The sequence below is a fragment of the Nocardia concava NBRC 100430 genome (assembly GCF_000308815.1).
GTDB lineage: Bacteria > Actinomycetota > Actinomycetes > Mycobacteriales > Mycobacteriaceae > Nocardia > Nocardia concava.
Window position 1 is genome coordinate 1 of sequence record NZ_BAFX01000186.1, and the last position, 18799, is coordinate 18799.

An 18799-nucleotide genomic window follows, 5' to 3' on the forward strand; every position below is an offset into this window, starting at 1 on the left:
CCGATTCGGCTACCGCAGTACTCGATCACCACATTGAAGTTGCTGCCTTCGCCGCGGTCGATGCGCTCCTGTTCCTCCCAGAGCCATTGGCCCACAGGGCTGTCGAACGGCACCGTGACATCGATGGTTCCGGTGTCGTTCGACGGGATCGCCACCGATGTCCCGTACTCGTTCCGGACCAGGTGCTGTAGCCGCATCTCGCCGTCGAAGAACAACATGGTGGGATCGGCCAGCCGCATACGCTCTTGCTTGCGCGCCTGCTCTCGGGTGGCGGTCCAGATGGCGCGGCACTGTTCCTCGAGGGTCAGGCCGAAATTGATCGTCGTGACCGGTGCCGGCATCTACTGACCTCCGATCGGCAAGGGCCACAGCCGCGGCTGGACAAGTTGAACCATGGCCCCGCCCGCCGGTGCGCCCGTCACGCTCACGGGCAACTGTGTGGGCTGTGTCCACGGCGGGATCTCGTACTCGAAATACCGGCCGGGAACGGGCATTTGACCAAGCAGATTGGTTCCGTGCGCGTCGCGGACCATGAGCTGTTCAGGGTCCAGGTCCACGGTCGCGCCACCCTGCACGGTCCCGATCGGCGGCATGAGGATGTCCCGCGCCGAGTCGTCGCGGCCGGTGCGCTTCGAGGTGCCGAGCACGCGGCGATGCTTCGGTCCCTCCCACGATCGATCCGGAAGCGTCCATGTGCCGCGGGTCAGGATCCATTTGTGGTTCATGGGAACTGGCGTCGGGTTCGAAACCGTGATGAATCCGGATCCGGACGTGCTGGACGTGGACCAGGTGGTGACCACCGGATCCTCTTGGTAGAAAGGCATTCCCGCGCGCAGCGGTAGGGAGGGGTTCGCGTGGTTGCGCATCAGGGGATCGATGCCCGGGTTGAAGTCCTGCTGCTGCCACAGCTGGACGTTCAGCCAACGATCCGACTTCGGCGAGATCACCTGGAGCCGAGGGAGCACCGCGTCCCAGTCGTAATCGTCCTCGCGGAAGTCCACGGCCTGAAAGAACTGTGAGATCAGGGTTTCCTGGTCGCCGTCGGGGACGCGAGCGGAGACCAGGTGGAACCCGAGCTTCAAGTCTCGCGGGTCATACCAGCGGCCCTTCATCTTGCCGCCGACCTGCCGAGCACCCGATGCCCATGCGGTGCGCGTGGGCGGGACGAATAGACCTTCGATCTGGTCCTTGGCGAAGTAGACGCCCTCGCGCCCTGCGCCTTCGCCGTGTACGTGCCAGGTCGATCCGTCGCACCCGTGCAGGATGATTGTCAGGCCCTTGCGATCCGCCACAGGTCAGCCCCTTCCGTTGTAGCGGCTGGACGCGGCAACCTGCTGCGCGTTGATGTTCTTGATTGCGGCGGTGAGGATCTCGGACCACTTCGAGGACAGCTGGGAAACGATTTCCTGTACCGCGCCGCCCGAGGTGCGCAGGCCCATGGTTCCCAGTGCGTCGCTGAAGTTCTCGGACAGGAAGTTCTGCCCGGCGCTCTGGAGCTTGGAAATGCCCGAGTCCCATGCCTGCTGCACCGTCTGCACTTCGCCGGTGGAGGTGGTGCCGCCCCCGCCGGTGGTGTCCACGCTCGCAGGGGTCGCGCCGCTGGTGTCCGCGTTCGGCGTAGTGGTGGTGCCGAAGTTCACGACCCAGACCGGCGTCACGCCGGCGGGAACCTGCGAGGCGTCGAAGGTTCCGCCGGTGCCCGTGCCGCCGCCAGCAGTTCCGCCGCCGGTGCCGAGGCCGCCGCCGTTGGTGCCGCCGACTCCCACGCCCGCCGCGCCGGTGCCGCCGACGCCTACGCCCGCGTCACTGCCGCGCAGCAGGGCGGCCGGAATGTGCATGAACTGGTCGAACATCTTGTTGTTCGCGCCGACCGGGCCGCCGATCACGACGCCTTCGGCGCCGTTGGCTTCGACGTTGGTTCCGTCGCTGAGCGTCATGGCGGTGTGCCCGCCTGCTGCTCCGTTGGTCGTCCAGCCGACCGAGATATCCCCAGGCCCGCCGAGGCCCGCGACCGCGCCACGGGCGGCCAGCCACTCGCCCTCGTTGCCGGTCGCCATGCGCGACTCGAACGGGTCACGGCCCAGCGCGGAATTCACTGTCGCCGAGACCATTCCGGAGCAGTCCATAGCCGAGGTGGAGAACCCTCCCAGCTGGTAGACGGCCGGGTCCACGCTCTGCGCGAACGCCTTGCCGGGCACGATGCCGCCCGCGGCCATCGGGGTCAGCTGGTAGCCGAACATGCTGGCGACCTGGCCGAGCAGGTCCGTAGACCGGCCCCGTTTGGACTGGTCCAACGGGATGTACGCCTCCGGACCTGCCTCGCCCCACAGGATCGCCTTCGTACCGTCGGCGATTCCAGGCTGACGGATACCGCCGTCGGCGTAGTGCACGTAACCGGACTCCGGGGAGAAGTCCGGGGCCTTGTAGTTCGGATTGTTCTGGCGCGCAGCGATTCCCGCGTCCACCCGCGACCAATCGGCCATCATGCTTACCGTGATCGATTTCTTGCCGGTGTTGGCGAGAATGAAGGCATCGATCTTGGCTTGCCCGTCCTCGGTATTGGCCGTCACGATCACCTTGCCGTTGGGCAGAGTCGTGACCTTCAGGCCAAGGGCCTCGAGGCGCGCCGTCGTCTCCGGAGTGTTGTCCTGAAGTTCGATCGTGTGGCCGTCGGGCAGCGTCGCAACCGTGGTCCCTAGGGCGCGGAAAACCTCCTGGGACATCTGGACGTCCTTGATGTTGTCCGCGATGGTCTGCCCGAACTGCTGGAGCTTGGGCCGGGCGGTGTTGTCGATGTCGTCGGCCAGCTTGCGGGCGGTGTCGGCCGCGCCGTTGAACTTGTCCTGAAGGTCCTCCATGCCCTTGCCGAGGTTCTCCAGATCCTCATTGCCCGTGAGCTTTCCGAACAGCTCGGCGACCTTACCGAGCGGCTGCATGAACGACTCGAGGGTCTGGCCCGCGCCTTCAGCGAACGACGCCAGCGCGCGCAGCGAGGTAGAGGAGAAGGCCAGGAAGGCATCCGCGCCCTTGAAAACCCACTCGGTCAGGGTGCCGAAAAACCCGATGATCTCGGGTTGGTGCGCGGTGACCCAGTCGGCCACCTGTCCCAGCGCCGGGCCGAATGCCTTTGCGAGCGCGCCGCTTATCGCGTCGGTCGAGGTTTCGATACTGCGCTTCGCGGTCTCGATCTTCGACGCTGCGTTGTCGCTCATCGTGTTGGCGGCGTCCTGCGCCGCGCCGCTCACTTTGCCAAGGCTGATAACCGCGGTGTCCAGGTTGAAGTCCGACAGCGCCATGCCGAGGTCCTCGGCCTGGGTGCCGAACAGGGCCAGTGAAATCTGGTTCCGCTTTACCGGGTCCTCGAGCTTGTTGATTTCGCCGAGCAGATCGCCCACGGCTGCCCGCGCGGTCGTGCCGCCGGTAGCGAATCGCCGTGTCAGATCATCGGCGTTGAACCCAAGCGTCTGGAACGCTTCCGAGGTCGATTCCGAGCCATCGACAACACGAATCGAGAATTCCTTGATGGCATCCGCGGCCACATCGGAGTCGCGCGCGCCTGCATTGACGGCCTGGTTGATCAGGCCAATAGCCTCTTGGCCGGACAGGCCCAGTTTGCGGAATTGCGTGCCATACTCGATCACCGAGTCCAAGAAGTCCTCGGACACGTTGAGCCCGTTGCGTTCTGCTGCGGTGAACAGGTCGAACGCCTCGGTGGCGTTGTCGGCCATCCCGGTCTTGATCGCCTGCCCGGCCGCGCGGGCGACCGCCGGAATCTCCTCGCCCATGAGGTCGGACACCGTGGACAGCTGTTCGACCACGGCTTGCGTTTCCTGCGCGGTCGCATGCGAGTCCAGCAATCCGGACTGAATCGCGCGCCGCGCGGCGTCCAGGTTGCCTTCGACGGACTCGCCGAACCCAGCGCTGTAGGCGCGCCCGGCCGCGGTGCCGATCCGGGCCATGGTGGCGTCATCCACGCCCAGGCGGGCCTGGGTCATGTCCATGGCCTTTTCGCGGTCCAGGCCGGACTTCAGCGACGACACGAACAGCCCGGCCACCGACGCCCCCGCGACGGCGAACGCGCCGCCGAGTAGCGCGCCGATCTCGCCACCCTTGATGCCCTTCAGCTTGCCGAGCATCCCGGAAGATGCGCTCTCGCCGCCCGCTTGGCCCGCCGCTTGGCCTGCGCTACCGAACGCCTGCGCCAGCTGGCGCGGAATCTGGCTGGTGTCGGCGACTATCGAGACGTATCCGGTAGCGAGTTCGGTTGTCACACAACCTCCTTCAGTCCCAGCCCAGGAATGTGTTCAGCTCATCGATGGGGAGTGCATCGGCCCGGCCGCCCACAGCCCGTTCTTCCGGCGGTGTAGCTTCGAGGGCCATACGGTGCGCGACTTCGCGCGCGTATTGGCCGGGGTGTCGGCGCAGGAATACGCCGAACTCCCACCAGCTCATCGAGTGCCCCAGCTCATCGACGCTGCGGCCGACGCTGAGAAGGTCGTAGGTAATGGATTCCTCGAAATCCGCTAGGACTTCGAGGAATCCGAGGATTCCCCCTCGGTCACCTTCGACGCCTCCCGCCAGGCATCCAGCAGCGACTGGATTTGATCGCGGTTCAGGCGTGCGGCCCGGATCCGCTCGGCCACTTCGGGATCACAGGCGGTGATGATGCCCAGCAGATACGCGGTGATCGACAGGTTCGTTCCCTGGATCGACACCAGGTAGTCGTCCACCTCGCTCGGCATGTAGTCCATCTTCGGGAGGCTGAGCACCTCGCCAGCCACCTTGAACTCGAACCGATTCTTCTTCAGGTTGGCTTTCGATTCGGGAACTTGGAACACCATGGCTCGCAGGCCCTTTCGTATTGCGCAGGCCCTCGATGGTGTGGCCCGACGGCACGGCGGGGCCTGCGAAGGAAAGCCGTGCCGTCGGGGTCTGTTAGGCGAAGGTGACGTTGTGTCCGGCCGAGGGGCCGACAGCATTCGTCACGATCACCGGGTAGGAACCGGCGGACTTGGCCGGCACGGTGATGATGAGGGTCTGATCGTTGACCACGAAGAACTTCGTGGCGGCGGTGCCGCCGACGGTCGCGCCGGTGGTGCCGGTGAAGTTGGTGCCGGTCAGCTCCAGCAAGTCGCCGCCCGCGACACCGACCGTGGCGGGCAGGTGCGCGCTGATGGTCGGCGCAGACGGGGTGGCTCCGGTGTCGTAGTAGCGGTACGCCTTCACGCCAGTGTCGTCCTTGTAGCAGGTCAGCGTGACGTCGAACGCCTGAAGGCCGTTGCGCACCATCGGGTCTTCCTTGACTGCGGTGATCTGCCCGGCCGGCACAACGATGCGGGCCTTCTTGGCGTTGTCGCGCATATCGAACACCCAGGGGTGCACGCCGAGCGGGTCGCCGGTCTCCTTGACGGTGGTGAGGCTGCCGACGGTGGTCACGTTCGCGGCGCCGAACGCCTCGGACAGAACGTCACTGTCGAACGCGGCGATCAGCTTCAGCTGGAACGCGGTGGAGTGCTGGTCCTGCGGCGAGTAGATGAGATCGCCCGACCAGTCGTAAATGTCGGTCGAACTGCGGTCGCCGGACGGACGGAGACCGTCATCGGCGACATACGCCAGCTTGGTCCAGGTGCTCACGTCACCCGAGACGCCGACGGGGAGTGTGGTGCCCGCGGGGGCGACCAGGACGCCGCCCGTCGCCTTATTGGGCGCGCCGACACCGATTTTGGCAACGGATGCTCCGGCCATGGCTGTGCTTCCTTTCGGAGGTTCGCAGGCCCCGAAATGGTGTGGAGTCCTCCCGTTGCCGGGTAGGTCAGATGAGTTCGCCGCCGATCAGCAGATCCGCAGTGAACTGGTAGCGCGGCACGCTCGCATCGAGGTCGGGGAAATTCACAACGCCGCCGACCTCGGTCACGTCCGCGATGTGGTGGCCCGCCACGTCCTCGCCATCCATCGCGAACAGCAGGGCGTACGTGGTGCGGGCAAGGGCGCTGGCCGCCACTTCCGTTGCCGCCCAGCACTCCACGAGAATCGAGCCGTAGAAATGTCCGGGGGTCTGGCGGTGAGTGGCCACCAGCGAGACGCGGACCATCCGCGACGGCATCGGGTTCGGAACCCTGGTCGCGACCTTCGCCGTTTCGCCGCGGCCGGCAAACGAAGCGTTCAGCGCAGCGACGACTACGGCCTCCGCGTCGATCGGTGCGACGGCTTCAGCCACGCGCGGCCCCGAACGCGCGAACCAGGATGTTGTGCTTGGCATTGCTGACCATGGCCCGAGCGGTGGCGGTGTACACCGTTGCGCGCCAACGGCCCTGAGGGTTCTTCTCGCCTTGGTCCGAGTTGACCAGGTACCCGGCCTCACGGCCGCCCGCTGCTGCAGCAACCGCTTCGGCGCGCCGCATCAGATCCACCCGTACGCGGGGTTGCTGGCGGACATCGTAGAGTCCAGCGTTATTGATCACCAGCTTCTTACCCATGGCTACCCCTCTACCTTCTGGAGATTCAGGACGCCGCCCGGCGCCCATTCGAACGGGTTGCCTTCGGTGCCTTGGACTTCGCCGACGACGGCGAACTGTCCAGCAGGTCCGTACGGCAGGTCGATCACGTCCCGCGGTTTGGCCGGGAAGCCGGGCGGTGCCAGTAGCTCGACATCGACCACGGTCCGGTCGTGCCCGGCAACCGCGGGAGTGGTGGCGGATGGGACCGACCAGCCGATTACGGCGTGCGCGGCCCCGGTCTGGTCGAGCGGGGGCGTGTAGACGTCGATGGCGTTGCCGTGGTCGTCCTCGCCCGTACCGGTCCAGACATGTAGGCCGATGGTGTGCGGGGTCGGGAACGTCATGGCGTCGCCGAATCCCAATAGGGCAGGCCAGTTCCCGCGCCGGTCGGCATGGTGTTGACGGTGAACGCCTTGCGCCTGGTCCCGCCCGGCGAGAGCATTCGCCGCTCGGAGGCGGTGAGGTACAGATTGCCGGTGGGGTTGGTGAAGGTCTGAGACTGCGCGTATGGCCCGGCGGTCTGGCTGGTCGCCGATACGCCCTCGGCGTTGCTGGCGAGCATGGCGCGTTTGACCATGGCCAGCGAAACCAGTTTGGGGAGTTTCGGATCGAACCCGGCCGTGATCCGGGCGTCAATGTCCGGCCATTCGGCGCGGATGATCGACGCCGCGTAGTCGAGCAGGGTCGTCGCCTTCGCCTGCTCCTCGGGGGTGAGGGGCCGCCAGTAGGCGGCCAGGTCCGTATACGTCGCGAACGCGGCCATGGGCGGCCCCCTTCCCTACTTCTCGGTCTCGGCGTCGTCGTCCGACTTGGCGGTGGCCTTGAGCTCGGTAATGCCGTAGTCATCGACCTTGCGCAGCCGGGCGGCGATCTTCGCGTCTCCGGTCTCGAAGCGGTACCGCTTCACGGTGACGCCGTTGACCAGTTCCGAGGACGCTGAGTCGAATTCGAACTTCGCCCACGGGGTTGCGCCGTCCTCGGAGAATTCGACGGCGTGGGTTGCGGTGAATACGTAGCTCATCAGGTCAGGTCCTTGATCAGGCCGTGGTACACCTCGGGGCCGTAGTTCAGACCGACCTCGCCGTACAGCTGGTACTTATCCGACGCGCCGGTCTTGGCCAGCGGCTCGACGAACACACCCGTGCCCTTGCCGGGAATGTTCAGGAACACCGGCCGGCACACCGACAGATCGACCACGCCGATCTGGTTCGCGGGGAACCAGCGGTTCACCATGACGCCAAAGGTGCCGAAGTCGGTGATCACGGTGTCCACCGCGACACCGCCAACGTTGCGGGTCTGGGTCGGGGTGTTCAGGGTCGCCGTGGCGTACAGGTTGGACAGGGCGATCTTCTGTGCCGGACCGAGCATCAGCACGGTGTTGTCCTGGTCCAGCGGGGAACCGGCGGTGAACATCGCCGAGAGCGCGTTGTCGATGATGGCCTTGGTCAGCGCGCGGTTGGTGCCGCCGTTGGCGAACACGTTGGTGGTGATCGCGGTCAGCACGCCGCGGGTGGTGCGCGCGGTGGCGTTGGTGCCGGGCTTGGCGTAAACGCCGGACAGGAAAGACTTCTCGATGTCCACGGCGACCTTGCGGAGCTTCAGCATCACCTGGTGGGCCAGCTCGTCACGAACCGGGTTGCTGGCCTCGATGTTGATGCCGTTGTGCAGCCCCACCGCGGCCTGCTTGGTGTAGCTGACCTCGATGGCCTCCTGGTGGATCTCGACCACGTTCGAGACGTTCTGGCGGTCCACCTCGGACGCGGTGGGTGCCGCTGCACCTTCCACCTTCGAGTTGTTGACCGAGGTGGTCTCCAAACCCTCGGTCTGCCACTCGAATTCGACCGAGTTCGTGGTGGCGGCACCGGACAGGCCGCCGATGGCGGACAGGAACGGGGTGTCACTCGGCGCGACCGAGAACAGTTCGCCCGTGTAGTTCGGCAGGTTGAATGTGGTGCCCTGCCCGGAAACAGTAGCCATGGGGGACTACTCCTTTCGTGGGTCGGCAGGTTCTCCCCTGCCGTTCAACGGTTTTGCTGCGCGAGCTTCAGCAGCTGGTCGGCCTTGATCGCGCCCGCGGCCTTCCAATCGCCGCGCGATTGCGCCTCGGCCGCCTGCTGGCTCGCAGTCAGCGGCGCACTGCCGGACTGGCCTTGCGCCGGATTGGGCCGCATCCCTGTCGGCTCCTGGACGCGAGCGAGGTAGGGCTCACGCTTCAGCAGCGCATCGAGATCGGATTTGATGCGGTCGGTGTCGATATCGCCCTGATCATCGATGTAGCCGGACAGGCCGCCGAGCAGCTGCACCGCCACATCGGGATTGGCGAAATCGGTTGCGAGGGCCTTCGCTTCGCCGCGCACCGCTCGGTCCCGGAACGAATCGGCTCGCTCGGTGAGGCGTTTCGCTTCATCCTGTGCGCGCTCGAGATCGGTCTTGGACTGCTCGGTGAGCTGGTCGAACTGCTTGGCCTTGTCCGCGTTGGCCTTCGAGCGGGTCTCCCACTCGCGGGCCTTGGCCTTCCAGTAGTCGGCCGTTTCGGTCGGCTTCGGCGCGGTCTGCTCGCTGGCCTGCGGCTCGGGCGCGGCGGGTGCCGGCTCCGGTGCCACAGGCGCGGATTCGGCCGCGGCCTGCTGGGTTTCGGGCTGATCGGACATGGTGCGGTCTCCCGTTTCGGGATCGGTCCGGGGCCGTTCGGCCTCGGGGGGTCTAGGCGATGCTCTGCTGCGTTCGCAGGGCCGACAGGATCGACTTCAGGTCGTATCCGTCGGCGGCCGAGCGGGCGGCGTTGTACTGGTGCATGAGCGTGTCCGGCTCGTAGCCCTCCGGGTATGGACTGTTGCGCCACACCGGGGTTGGCGTGCAATTGCAGTCGTCATGGAACTTGTGCATCCCGCCCGCGGTGGCCTTTGTGGCGTAGACAGCTCCGCGGGAGGCGAGGACAAGGCAGAACGCGCACGTCTTGCCGCTCGGCACCCGCGCCCACCGCGCTTTTGCCGGGTCGTGGGCCGCCGCGGCAGAGATCGTGGCGCGGCCGGGCTGCAACACAAGGCGTTGCGTCGCGTTGGTCAGCCGAGCCGAGATCTGCTCGGCCGTCGCGGGAACCTGGCGCACCACCGCGGCGGCCTCTGGGCCAGCTCCCGGTCCGGGAGATTCGACCACCGTGCGGTCGGCCGTCGCCCAGGCCAGCGTTCCGAGCGCCTGCTCAGCGCCGACTGGTTCGGCGACCGCGGCCGTGTAGCCGGGCCGTACCGCGGCGTCGGCGCGTAGCTCGTCGTACCAATCCGCGGCGGTCGTTGCTGTGATCCGGCCGAACGTCGCAACGAACTCCGGCCAGAACGCTTGCAGCTGAGTGACGCTTGGCTCGGTCGCCAGAAACTCGGCCAGCTGTTGCAGCGCAAGGTCAACGACGGCTTGATTCGTTGACCGGAACTCAGCTACTTGCGCTGCTGTTGCCATTGGGCACCTGCTCGGCGGGCTGCGCGCCCGGTTGCTGCGTGGGCGGCTGCTGGGCGGCGGCCTGCTGAGCCTTCGCGGCCTCGACCATGGCGCGTAGGTCCGCGCGGCCTTGCGCGCGCTGGCGGTCGCTGGCGATGCGGGCACGTTCCACAGCCGAATAGCCGAGCTTGGACAGCACCACGTCCGACTCAGCCGGAACCAGTTCGGACTGCACCTGTTTGGTCATGGCGTCGGTATCCGCGGCCGGGGTCGGGATGCCGGTCGGAGCCCAATCGGTCTCCATCGCCAGCATTTCCGGCGACAGCTGAGAAGTATTGGTCTCGACCATGACGGCCAGGCGCATGACCTGCTCCCAGCAGTCGCCGAAGGCCAGGGCCTTGCGATCGGCGCGGGTCTTCAGCCGGAAATCGCTGAGCCTGATCGCGTCCGCGCTGGCCGGGTTGCCTTCGTTGAAGATGCCGAGGTAATGCGGGGCCAATCCCATCAGCCCCGCCATGGTGCGCACGTCGAAATCGAGCAGCTTCGTGAAGTTCGACGGGTCGCCGGTGGCGAACGTACCGACCTGCGGAAGCGTGCCGTCCTCGTTGGCTTCGAGGGCGAGCATCTTGCCCTGAATGATCTCCCAGACGTTCGCGAGATTGCCGCTGGCGTCCTGGAATGCACCCTCAACGATGCCGAGAATGTAGCGCTGCGGGATCGCGTAGAACTCGCGCGCAATCTCCATCGCCACCGTGGTCCGGCACGCCCGATCGACCGTGTTGCGCCAGGCGTCGGTGATCTCCGAGAGACCCTCGCGCCGGTGCGTGCTCTGGCGATTCAGGAACGCCACCACGGGGACCACGCCAAGGTTGTGGTCGTCGCGATCGGCAACCTGCCAGCCCCGACTTCCCTGCACCAGGTGGATAGTGGCGTTCGGAAGGTACAGGGCCGCACGCTGTCTCGCGTAGGTCTCCGATGTCGGATCGGTGTCGATGTAGGTCTGATAGGCCGCCGATGTGCGGCGGCGGCGCGTATCGACTACCGCGATCATGTCGATGGGCGATTCGCAGGTGATCACCGGCGGGGCGTCCTTCGAGTCGCCAGGTCCGACGACTACGTAGGCCGATCCGTAGATCAGTGAATCCAGGTGCACCAGCGGGGATTCCGCGTCGAGGTTGTTGGCCTGCCAGATCTGCCACAGCGATTCGTCGGCCGCGGTCGAGTTGGGAAGCCGGAAGCCGTTCACGCTCAGCCGCTCATCGATGGCATCGACGCCGGACTGACACCAACCCATCACGGCCCTCAGGCTCGCCAGCTCCGGCGGCGTCGAAATGCCGAGGTTGGTCGGCGGCTGCATCCCGTCGTAGTACCAACGCGACAGCTGGAGATCGGAGCGCCGATCGAACAGCCGAGCCGCCAGCCACCAGGCGATGCGGGCCTCATCCGGCGTCATGCCCGCGGGCACGCCGGACAGCTGGCTTTGCAGCTCAGCAAGGGCCAGGTCGGCCACAACGGTCACGGTGACCTCCTGTCATCGCATGACGAGCGCGCGGCCGGTGCTGCGCTTGGGCTTGGTCGTGGCCAGCGCCCCGAACAGAGCGAGGGTCATGCTCACGATCGGGGCGATGAACGCGGTTTCGTCGCGCTGGTCCCAGCCCCACCCGCCGGCGGTGCCGATGGGGCGCTTGCGGGCGGCGGCCATCGCGTTCGCGGTGGCCTCCTGGTCGGCGTGGGTGAATCGGTCGGCGCGGATCTTGCTGTGGAGCTGGCCGCACGCCTTCGCCATGTCCGGGCCGCTGGTGGTGATCACCCGGCATCGCTTCGCGCGCAGGCGCGGCGCGAGTTCCGATGCGGGAGACATGTTGTCGATCACGATTGGGATGCGCCGCCCGGCGCGCTCGGCGATCCAGTTCGCCGCGGCGTCGGTGTCGAGTCCGGCCCAGATCTCCTCGCCGTGGGCCTGCTCTTCTTCGCCGAGCCAGCACGCCGATATCGAGATCTGTTTGTCGTGCGACATATCGACACCGAGGGCGTTCGGCTTGGTGCCGTCGTCCGGTCCTGGCGCGGCCATCGCGGTCCAGGCGCGCGCCGAGACGAGCGGGCGGTGACGGTCGAGTTCATCCCAGATGCCCATTGCCTCACGCGCCCAGGACTCCTCGGCCTTCAGCTTCTTACGAAGGCGCAGCATTGCGCGCTCGCTGGTCCGCTTCGGGAAACTGGGATTCGCTTTGCGCCACTGCGCTCGGTCCATGAGGTCCGCGCCCCGGTCGGCGGAGATCTCGATGTACAGCGACCCATCGGCCTCGCCGTCGAGCGCCTCTTGCCGCATGAGGGTGAACGCTTCGCCGGGGTCCTTCGGCCGCGGCGGCGTGCCCATCATGAACGTGAGTGGGTTCGGCGCGACGTTCTGGGCCGCGGCCATGTCCTCGAGCGTGGCATCGGTGAGGATCTGAGCCTCATCGAACACCAGCACGTCAACCTTGCTGAAGCCGCGGCCGAATCCGGACTCTCGGGCGCCGAACAGGATTCGGCTCCGATTGTTGAAAATGATCTTCTCGTCGCCCTTGCCACGGAGCACTTGCCGAATGTGCGGGGCGACCTTAGGCCGCTGCGCCATCGCGTCGAACGCCTCGAAGGTCTCTGCGGCAGTGGTCTTGCGGTGGGCTGTCCATATCACCGTGAGCCGCGGGAACAGCAGGCACAGGGCGAAGATGATGCAGCCGATCAGGTACGTCTTACCGACCTGGCGCGGGATGCTGATAACCACCGTGTCCGCGGCGTACAGGCCGTCGGCGCGCTTGGCGAGGATCAGGCGGCCTGCTCCGTCCTGCCAGCGGTCGAATCCCCAACCGAGGCGGCGGCAGGTGTCGCGCACGCTCGGCCAGCCTGTCGAGCGGATGCCCTCCGGCGCAACGACATGGCGCGCTACCTCGGACAGCGGCCGGTCAGTATCCGGTTCCGTCCCAGGCTTCATCTTCAGTACCCGCCACCACCGAGTGCTCATCCTCCTCGGCGATCTCGATGGCCTCGATCTCCTTGCCGATCTCCAGCTGACGCCGGGACAGCGCGGCGAGGTCGCGGGCGGCGGTGTTCGGGTCGTCCAAGGCGCGGGCGAGCCTGCGGCGCATGGCCTTCAGCTCCTCCAGGCGCGAACCCTGCTCGGCCGCTTCGAGAATCGTCGGCGGCTTCTCGGGTTTGGTCGGTACCGGGTTCGCATCCGGTGCTACGAGCTGCAACTTGGGTTTGCGAGGCGGCATCGGGCATCGCCTCCTTGCTGCGTCCTGTGGAAAATCTGAATGGAGGGGAGCGGCCTATGCCCGGAGCTGCCGCTGGCGGCCCGCAGGGGTCCACCCCCCAGGGTCACCAGGTCCGATCGGTCACGAACAGCCGAGGTGCCTGCATCGCTGCCAGCTCCTCGGCCATCTTGTCGGACTTCTGCCGGTTGCAATGCCGGTGCGAGGGCTGGCAGTTGTCCAGCGTGTCTGTGCCACCCTTGGCCAGGGGCACGATGTGGTCCACCTCGAAGGACAGTGGGTGAGGTGAGCGCAACGTGTAGTCGATCGCGCCGTGACACAGCGCGCAGTCCGGCTTACCGCGCCGCACCGCTGCCCGATGCCGGGACCGCGCCGTGCTGCTGCGCTGCTGGGTCATCGCCGAGCCGTTCGCCGCGCCGCCAACGCAACGCGGGTGTACGGATCGAGGCCAGGCACCCCGGCCTTTCGGTACCAGTCGAGCAGATGCGCGGTAGTCGCCAGCACGGCGACGGTCCAGCCGATCGGGTGCCGGCGGTGTAGCCGTCGGGCCGCGTCGGTCAGCTGCTCGTCCTCGGCCGCCAGGATGTCGTACGCCACCCAGGCCGCGGTGAACATGGCGAACGCATGGCCACCGCGCACTTGGGCCATGGTCAGCCCTTCTCGCTGAGGACACCAACCGGGGTGATCCAGACATGATCGATATCGGGAGGAATCACCGCGTCCGGATCCACGCCGAGGACGAACCGTTGTGGGACCGCGGCGAAGTACTCCACGCCGATCTGTCGCGCCATGTTGACCTTGTAGTCCACCACGTGCGCGTTGTGCTTCATCAGCCCCAGGCCCCGAACAGCCAGCAGCCCAGCACGTTCGGCCACCACAGCGGTAGCCGCAGGATCGGGTGATGCAGTGTCATCAGAAGATCGCCCGCACCAGAGCGACCAGCAGGTCTTCCCAGTTGATCGCGTGCAGCACAGCGGATCCGGCGGACATCAGGATGGTTCCCATTGCGTTCTCCTCATCGGTTGGGATCGGGTTGCCCTCGGCGGGATTTGAACCCGCGTTGACACGCCGGGGCTATTCGTCCGCCCCAACCCTGTAGGCGAACCGGACTCGCACCGTACGGACCATGCCGTCTTCGGCCGCTGGACTACGAGGGACGTTTGAGGCCCCGGCCGTCAGCGGGGGGACGGACTGGCCGGGGCGCGCCCAGGCTGGCGCACAGAGGTAGCGGGGGGGGCTCTGGCGACTCTGGCCGGGACGTGGGCTTGCAGCGCGTAGCATCACCCGGCCTTGTCGTCCCCGGCGGCGCGCTGCAAGAACGAGAAATGGCGTGCCCAACCGGGCACGCCACTCCTGACGATATTCACATTAGCAGGGACAACGACGATTCAAGGTCAACCCTTGGGCGGCAGCGTGAAGTCACGGCCGCCGTGGATGCCGCAGCGGATCTCGGTATGGCCACCGACCCAGGTCAGTGTCCAGGTGGGGTAGGCCCAGTCCTTGCAGACCACGCACCACTCCGACATGTCGTTGAGCACCGACGAGGCGAGTTCGCTGCTGCCCGAATCGCTCATGAACCCATCCTACAAAGTGCTGTACATCGATACATGAATGCTGTATAGTGATACATGTCGGAAGGGATCGGAAACCCGGCCGACAGACCGAATAATCACAACCCGAAAGGAGCCCCGAAATGGGCAGCTTCGAACCTCTCCTTCAGTTTCACTTCAAGGCCCGCTCGCTGGACGTGTACCGGCGTCTCGCGAAGGTCCTGGGCGCACTGGACACCCCGATCGTGATCAAGCCCTACGTGCAGGGCATCACGACCGGCCAGATGGTCGGAAGCCTTCAGATCGCGCGCAACGCGCTCCGGGGCGCTCAGATCGCCGAGAACATCCAGGTGGCGCTGTTCCACAGCGTCACGGAATGGCTGGCCGGGATGGCGTTGCTCGGGCTGAGCCTCCGGGCCGACTCCGAGGACTGGATGCTCGAAGCCGCGATCTACGCCATGGATCGCGCGAGCGAGGCAGTGGGACTGGCTGAAGAGGATCTCTTGCGGTCCTTCGGCCAGGAGTAACAGCAAGAAGCGGGTGCCCGGTCGAGAGGCCGGGCACCCGCCCTGTAGGCGTGTGACAGGCCAGCGGGAGAGGCAAGCCTCCAAAGTCGGAACCCGCTGGCCTGACCGAATAACCCACCCAAGAAAGGAGGTCACCCGCGATGGTAGACCCGAATCCCGAAGCCGCACCAGCGGCCGGACTGACCACCGCCGAGATAGCCGAGCGCTACGGCCGCAAGCTCAACACGGTGCAAAAGCACTGGGTTACCGACCCACGATGGCCTGCCGCCCTGCCCGTCAAGCGCGGCAAGTGGAAGGTCTACGACGCGGCGGCCGTCGATGAGGTCGTGCGGGCGCTGTTCCTGGTCGAGCCCCCCGAACCGGCCGGGGATCCGGACGACCTGCTGACACAGGCCGAGGTCGCCGAGTACCTCGGTATCGCGCCGAGCACGCTGCGCGGGTACATCTCTCGCGGCCAGTACGTCGAGCCGGACGTAACCGAGGGCGGCCAGCGCTGGTACCGCCGGACGGTCGATGCGAACCGACCGAAGCGGCGGCCGGCGGTTAGACGCGCGGATCGTTGACGAGCTGGAAATCGTGCAGGCTGTTCGCGTCTCCGGCCGCCGTGTAGTCACGCCCGACAACTTCGGCGGCCGGTAGGTCGCAATCACGGGCGATCTCAGAGACCGACAGGCGCATCGGCTTCGTGCTGGTGTGCCAGGGCGTCGCCGCGAATGCGTCGTCACCCAGAGCGCCCAGCACGTGCAGCGCCACGCGGCCGTCGGCTTGTACTTCGTAGGTGGGCTCGGGCGCGTCCAGGTCCCAGCTGTCGGCATCGCTCATGGTGTGGATCCTCCCTGCCCGTTCGTCATCCGCGCGAACTCGGCCGCCTCACCCAGCATGTCCGATAGGTGCCCTGCTTCGTCGGCCAGGAAATCCATCGGTATCCCCACCACGACGCCGCCGATCCGTACGCCGGTCGCCAGCATTCGCACCCATGGGCCTTGGATGGTGACGTAGCACTGCCGGGCGGCCACAGGGTCGGTGATCAGCCACGCATTCAGCAGGGATTCCAGCGCCACCGCGTCCTCTTCGTTCAGCCGCGGTTCCAAGCCCACACGGCCGAACTTCGCCAGCGTGCGCAGCCGTAGGTAGTGGGCCGCCTCGATGGGCGGGTGGTGCTCGCTCATAGCCTCTCCCCGAGTAGCACGGCCAGGACTTCCTGGTTCACCTCGGCGGCCGTGAACTTGATCCGGATCCGGCGGCCGTGCGGGTTGTCCTCGCGCCAGCACCGATCGCATGACCGGTCCGGCGCACCGAATCCCCAGACCAGATACGCGCATTCGGCGCAGTGCCTCGCGCTCATGCCGCGCCCCTTCCCTTGACCTTGTGCTGCATGTGCTTCACCAGCACGTCGCCGAGCGCGAAAAACTGCGTGTCCCCGTCCTGTGCGCACGGTTTCAGCCCGTTGCGCACCAGGTAGCGCACCCGGTCCCGGTTCAGTCCCTTGCCGATGTCGCCGAGCTTCCCGGCGATCTTCTCCACCTGGTAGGCCGTGAGCACGCTGGCATTGGCCGCCGCCAACCGTTCGGGGTCGATCACCACCGCGTCCTCGGGCGGAAGGTCAATCGCCTGTTCGCATTCGGCCACGCCATACGCGATATCGTCCAGCGCCATTTCCGCGCCCGGGGTCAGCGCCAGCGCGTAGACGTTCCGGTTCAGCCAGCGGGCCGCGGCGGTGAGGCTGTCGGCGTCGGGCAGGGTGACGGCGCGTTGCTCGCACACCGCCCGTATCCAGGTGGTCAGCGCGTTGCGCAGGCATTCCCCAGCTTCGTACGCACCGAGGTGGATCGGCAGGGCGGTGCGGTGTCGGCCGCGGCGCACCGCGCCCAATCCGGACTTGCTGACGCGGGCCTGCTTCGTCTCGGTGATGGCGAGATCCTCGGCCAGCGCGGGGATTTGGCGCAGCAACTCCTGGAGGGCGCGCACCTTCGCGCGGTCGAGGTAAAGGTGATCGGCATCCGTCGTCATGGTCACGCCTCCGGGGGTCGTCGTCCACTGGATATGGCCACGTAGTCGCGCACGGTCATCAGGACGAATTGCGCGCCGGGGTCGGTGGTTCCGCGCCGTTTCGCTATGACGATTCCGGCCGCGGCGTCGTCGTTGCCGCGCTCCACCTCGGCCTCACCGAGCCATTCGCCCGCCTTGATCTGGCCGCCGTAGTCCTTGCACTCCACGACGATTCGCCCGGCGCACGCCCCGCGGAGTCCGGCGATATCGCCGCGGTCCTTCGCGCCGGTGCGGGTTCGCCGTTCGATCCGGTCGTCCAGGTGGGCCGCGAGGTAATTCGCGATGAGGGTCTCGAATGCGGTTCCGGCCCTGCGGGCGCTGGCGCGTGAGCGGGTCACTCGGTCACCTCCCGTCCGGGGAAGCGGGTGCGGTCCCGATGGCAGCCTGAGCAATCGAATCGTGCGATCGGGTCGTAGTAGCTCTCGCCGTCCTCGCCTTCCACGATCCTGTCGTGAGGCAGGCGCTTGCGACAGGCGAAGCACCAGCGATCGCCCACCGGTTCGCGGCTGAAAACCGCCCAGGATGTTGGGCGGCAAACCGTGATTGCTGTGGCGGTCATTCGTCCCCCTTCAGGATGGTGCGGAGCATGGCCAGCGCCGAGCCGAAAACGCCTCTCGGCGTGGGCGCTACGGGCGGTTCGATGGGCAGCAGCACGCCGCGCGTCGGCGGGATGGGTTGGGGTCGCCGGGCGGGAATGATCAGCATTTGCGAATGGCGTTCCCGCGCAGCTTCGTACGCTTCGAACCAGGGGCGGCGGTCAGCGCTCATTCGGCCACTCCCCTACCGCCTCGGCCACGGTGTCGAGCAGGCTGGTGGGCTGACCGTCTCGCCATTCGAGAAGCTCGGTGATCACCTCGCGAGCGTCGTACAGGACGACCCGGTGCGGTGTTGCCAGCAACTCGCGCAAGACGGAACTTGAAACACGCTCAGGCATTGGTCATCTCCAAAAGTTCCAGCAGGTCAACGGGTTCGCGCTTCAGCGCGGGTACAAGGGAGGGATCGAGCAGCAGGCTCAGCACCAGCGCGGTCAGGGCGATCGGGTCGCGGGTGTCCTCGGGAAGCACGGTGTCCCAGGTCTGCGCCCACTCGCGCACGGCCGCCGGCATCGATTCGCCCCAGCGCTGTAGGCGGCGGTAGGAGACCCGCGCGTCGCCGATCAGTTCGCCGAATTCGAGACGCTTGGCCTCGCTGTTCGGGTACCGCTCGACAACTCGGACGGTGCGCCATTCCCCGACGACTGCCGTTGTCGTGCATCGGAAGTCGAAGCCGTGGCCGCCGCCGGATCGTGTGCCCTCGCGCCGGCGTTCGGTTCCGGATTTCGGCCAGCAAAGGAAGTCGTAGACAACGCTGTCCGTGGCGAGCAGCAAGGCCCGTTCGGTCCACGTGAATGCGGCGCTGGTCATTCGCTGGGCTTCGGGCTGGGCTTGCTTCAGCGATTCCGGCCACCTAGCCGCCACGCTGGCGAGTGAAACCCGCTGGGGTGAAGGTCG

General features: G+C 66.7%; 32 protein-coding genes and 1 tRNA gene. 3 read left to right on the forward strand and 30 right to left on the reverse strand.

What is annotated here, in order from left to right; all coding sequences use genetic code 11:
- The 3 genes from ON43_RS36385 to ON43_RS43025 form a co-directional block, all read right to left on the reverse strand.
- Positions 1-341: Gp37-like protein (locus ON43_RS36385; protein WP_040815046.1), on the reverse strand; the 341-nt coding region annotated here is incomplete at its 3' end.
- Positions 342-1292 (reverse strand): hypothetical protein, encoded by a 951-nt coding sequence (locus tag ON43_RS36390; RefSeq protein WP_040815047.1) that lies wholly within the window; start codon positions 1290-1292, stop codon positions 342-344.
- Positions 1293-1295: 3 nt separating this feature from the next.
- Positions 1296-4055: a phage tail tape measure protein gene (locus ON43_RS43025; RefSeq protein WP_167333487.1), complete on the reverse strand. Its 2760-nt coding sequence runs from the start codon at positions 4053-4055 to the stop codon at positions 1296-1298.
- A 328-nt stretch (positions 4056-4383) separates the two neighbouring features.
- On the opposite strand from ON43_RS43025, the gene ON43_RS45210 reads away from it, so the two are divergent.
- A complete protein-coding gene (locus tag ON43_RS45210) occupies positions 4384-4527 on the forward strand; it encodes a hypothetical protein (protein WP_157514318.1) in 144 nt (47 codons plus the stop codon).
- Here ON43_RS45210 and ON43_RS36400 read toward each other — a convergent pair.
- The 18 genes from ON43_RS36400 to ON43_RS36480 form a co-directional block, all read right to left on the reverse strand.
- On the reverse strand, positions 4524-4841 hold the full coding sequence (locus ON43_RS36400; RefSeq protein ID WP_040815049.1) for a hypothetical protein: 318 nt from the start codon (positions 4839-4841) through the stop codon (positions 4524-4526). The genes ON43_RS45210 and ON43_RS36400 overlap by 4 nt on opposite strands.
- Positions 4842-4935: 94 nt before the next feature.
- A complete protein-coding gene (locus ON43_RS43030; protein ID WP_051179723.1) occupies positions 4936-5745 on the reverse strand; it encodes a phage tail tube protein in 810 nt (269 codons plus the stop codon).
- Positions 5746-5812: 67 nt separating this feature from the next.
- Positions 5813-6217 carry a hypothetical protein gene (locus ON43_RS36410; protein ID WP_040815051.1) on the reverse strand — a complete coding sequence of 135 codons (405 nt, stop codon included), beginning with the start codon at positions 6215-6217 and terminating at the stop codon, positions 5813-5815.
- Positions 6210-6476 (reverse strand): hypothetical protein, encoded by a 267-nt coding sequence (locus ON43_RS36415; protein ID WP_040815053.1) that lies wholly within the window; start codon positions 6474-6476, stop codon positions 6210-6212. Before ON43_RS36415 ends, ON43_RS36410 begins: the two co-directional genes overlap by 8 nt.
- Before the next feature lie 2 nt (positions 6477-6478).
- The gene (locus ON43_RS36420; protein WP_040815055.1) at positions 6479-6841 is read right to left on the reverse strand and encodes a hypothetical protein; all 363 of its coding nucleotides are present in this window, start codon (positions 6839-6841) and stop codon (positions 6479-6481) included.
- Positions 6838-7260, reverse strand: a complete 423-nt coding sequence (locus tag ON43_RS36425; protein ID WP_051179725.1) for a Gp19/Gp15/Gp42 family protein — start codon at positions 7258-7260, stop codon at positions 6838-6840. Before ON43_RS36425 ends, ON43_RS36420 begins: the two co-directional genes overlap by 4 nt.
- Before the next feature lie 15 nt (positions 7261-7275).
- Positions 7276-7518: a hypothetical protein gene (locus ON43_RS36430; protein WP_040815057.1), complete on the reverse strand. Its 243-nt coding sequence runs from the start codon at positions 7516-7518 to the stop codon at positions 7276-7278.
- Complete coding sequence (locus ON43_RS36435; RefSeq protein ID WP_040815059.1) at positions 7518-8474, reverse strand: SU10 major capsid protein; 957 nt, start codon at positions 8472-8474, stop codon at positions 7518-7520. The genes ON43_RS36430 and ON43_RS36435 overlap by 1 nt, the downstream gene beginning before the upstream one ends.
- Before the next feature lie 44 nt (positions 8475-8518).
- On the reverse strand, positions 8519-9148 hold the full coding sequence (locus tag ON43_RS36440) for a hypothetical protein (protein ID WP_040815061.1): 630 nt from the start codon (positions 9146-9148) through the stop codon (positions 8519-8521).
- A 52-nt stretch (positions 9149-9200) separates the two neighbouring features.
- Positions 9201-9950 (reverse strand): VG15 protein, encoded by a 750-nt coding sequence (locus tag ON43_RS43035; protein ID WP_051179727.1) that lies wholly within the window; start codon positions 9948-9950, stop codon positions 9201-9203.
- Positions 9925-11448 carry a phage portal protein gene (locus tag ON43_RS36450; RefSeq protein ID WP_051179728.1) on the reverse strand — a complete coding sequence of 508 codons (1524 nt, stop codon included), beginning with the start codon at positions 11446-11448 and terminating at the stop codon, positions 9925-9927. Before ON43_RS36450 ends, ON43_RS43035 begins: the two co-directional genes overlap by 26 nt.
- Positions 11449-11460: 12 nt before the next feature.
- Positions 11461-12903: a terminase large subunit domain-containing protein gene (locus ON43_RS36455; RefSeq protein ID WP_051179729.1), complete on the reverse strand. Its 1443-nt coding sequence runs from the start codon at positions 12901-12903 to the stop codon at positions 11461-11463.
- Positions 12875-13186 (reverse strand): hypothetical protein, encoded by a 312-nt coding sequence (locus tag ON43_RS44130; protein ID WP_218003466.1) that lies wholly within the window; start codon positions 13184-13186, stop codon positions 12875-12877. The genes ON43_RS36455 and ON43_RS44130 overlap by 29 nt, the downstream gene beginning before the upstream one ends.
- Positions 13187-13289: 103 nt before the next feature.
- On the reverse strand, positions 13290-13580 hold the full coding sequence (locus tag ON43_RS36465) for an HNH endonuclease signature motif containing protein (RefSeq protein ID WP_040815063.1): 291 nt from the start codon (positions 13578-13580) through the stop codon (positions 13290-13292).
- A complete protein-coding gene (locus tag ON43_RS36470; RefSeq protein WP_040815065.1) occupies positions 13577-13831 on the reverse strand; it encodes a DUF7427 family protein in 255 nt (84 codons plus the stop codon). The genes ON43_RS36465 and ON43_RS36470 overlap by 4 nt, the downstream gene beginning before the upstream one ends.
- Before the next feature lie 2 nt (positions 13832-13833).
- Entirely contained in the window at positions 13834-14058 is a 225-nt protein-coding gene (locus ON43_RS36475) for a hypothetical protein (protein ID WP_157514319.1), read from the reverse strand.
- Positions 14059-14217: 159 nt separating this feature from the next.
- A tRNA-OTHER gene (locus ON43_RS45215) sits at positions 14218-14339 on the reverse strand.
- 238 nt (positions 14340-14577) lie between these two features.
- Entirely contained in the window at positions 14578-14757 is a 180-nt protein-coding gene (locus ON43_RS36480) for a hypothetical protein (protein ID WP_040815068.1), read from the reverse strand.
- A gap of 119 nt (positions 14758-14876) precedes the next feature.
- Between ON43_RS36480 and ON43_RS36485 the strand changes: the two genes are divergently transcribed.
- Together ON43_RS36485 and ON43_RS46530 are read left to right on the forward strand one after the other, a co-directional pair.
- Positions 14877-15260: a hypothetical protein gene (locus ON43_RS36485; RefSeq protein ID WP_040815070.1), complete on the forward strand. Its 384-nt coding sequence runs from the start codon at positions 14877-14879 to the stop codon at positions 15258-15260.
- Between the two features lie 140 nt (positions 15261-15400).
- Entirely contained in the window at positions 15401-15823 is a 423-nt protein-coding gene (locus tag ON43_RS46530) for a MerR family DNA-binding transcriptional regulator (RefSeq protein WP_040815072.1), read from the forward strand.
- Here the strand turns inward: ON43_RS46530 and ON43_RS36495 are convergent.
- From ON43_RS36495 to ON43_RS36515, 9 genes are read right to left on the reverse strand one after another with little or no spacing between them, the layout of a single operon-like run.
- A complete protein-coding gene (locus ON43_RS36495) occupies positions 15804-16082 on the reverse strand; it encodes a hypothetical protein (RefSeq protein ID WP_040815074.1) in 279 nt (92 codons plus the stop codon). The two genes, ON43_RS46530 and ON43_RS36495, sit on opposite strands and share 20 nt — an antisense overlap.
- Positions 16079-16429: a hypothetical protein gene (locus tag ON43_RS36500; RefSeq protein ID WP_040815076.1), complete on the reverse strand. Its 351-nt coding sequence runs from the start codon at positions 16427-16429 to the stop codon at positions 16079-16081. Before ON43_RS36500 ends, ON43_RS36495 begins: the two co-directional genes overlap by 4 nt.
- Entirely contained in the window at positions 16426-16605 is a 180-nt protein-coding gene (locus tag ON43_RS45225) for a hypothetical protein (protein ID WP_157514320.1), read from the reverse strand. Before ON43_RS45225 ends, ON43_RS36500 begins: the two co-directional genes overlap by 4 nt.
- Positions 16602-17270, reverse strand: a complete 669-nt coding sequence (locus ON43_RS46535) for a hypothetical protein (RefSeq protein ID WP_040815077.1) — start codon at positions 17268-17270, stop codon at positions 16602-16604. The genes ON43_RS45225 and ON43_RS46535 overlap by 4 nt, the downstream gene beginning before the upstream one ends.
- 2 nt (positions 17271-17272) lie before the next feature.
- Positions 17273-17647, reverse strand: a complete 375-nt coding sequence (locus tag ON43_RS36510; RefSeq protein ID WP_040815080.1) for a hypothetical protein — start codon at positions 17645-17647, stop codon at positions 17273-17275.
- A complete protein-coding gene (locus ON43_RS45230) occupies positions 17644-17868 on the reverse strand; it encodes a hypothetical protein (protein ID WP_157514321.1) in 225 nt (74 codons plus the stop codon). Before ON43_RS45230 ends, ON43_RS36510 begins: the two co-directional genes overlap by 4 nt.
- Entirely contained in the window at positions 17865-18077 is a 213-nt protein-coding gene (locus tag ON43_RS45235; RefSeq protein WP_157514322.1) for a hypothetical protein, read from the reverse strand. The genes ON43_RS45230 and ON43_RS45235 overlap by 4 nt, the downstream gene beginning before the upstream one ends.
- Positions 18067-18216, reverse strand: coding sequence for a hypothetical protein (locus ON43_RS45240; protein WP_157514323.1), 150 nt, complete (start codon positions 18214-18216; stop codon positions 18067-18069). The genes ON43_RS45235 and ON43_RS45240 overlap by 11 nt, the downstream gene beginning before the upstream one ends.
- A gap of 19 nt (positions 18217-18235) precedes the next feature.
- A complete protein-coding gene (locus ON43_RS36515; protein WP_157514324.1) occupies positions 18236-18766 on the reverse strand; it encodes a hypothetical protein in 531 nt (176 codons plus the stop codon).
- Positions 18767-18799 lie beyond the last annotated feature (33 nt).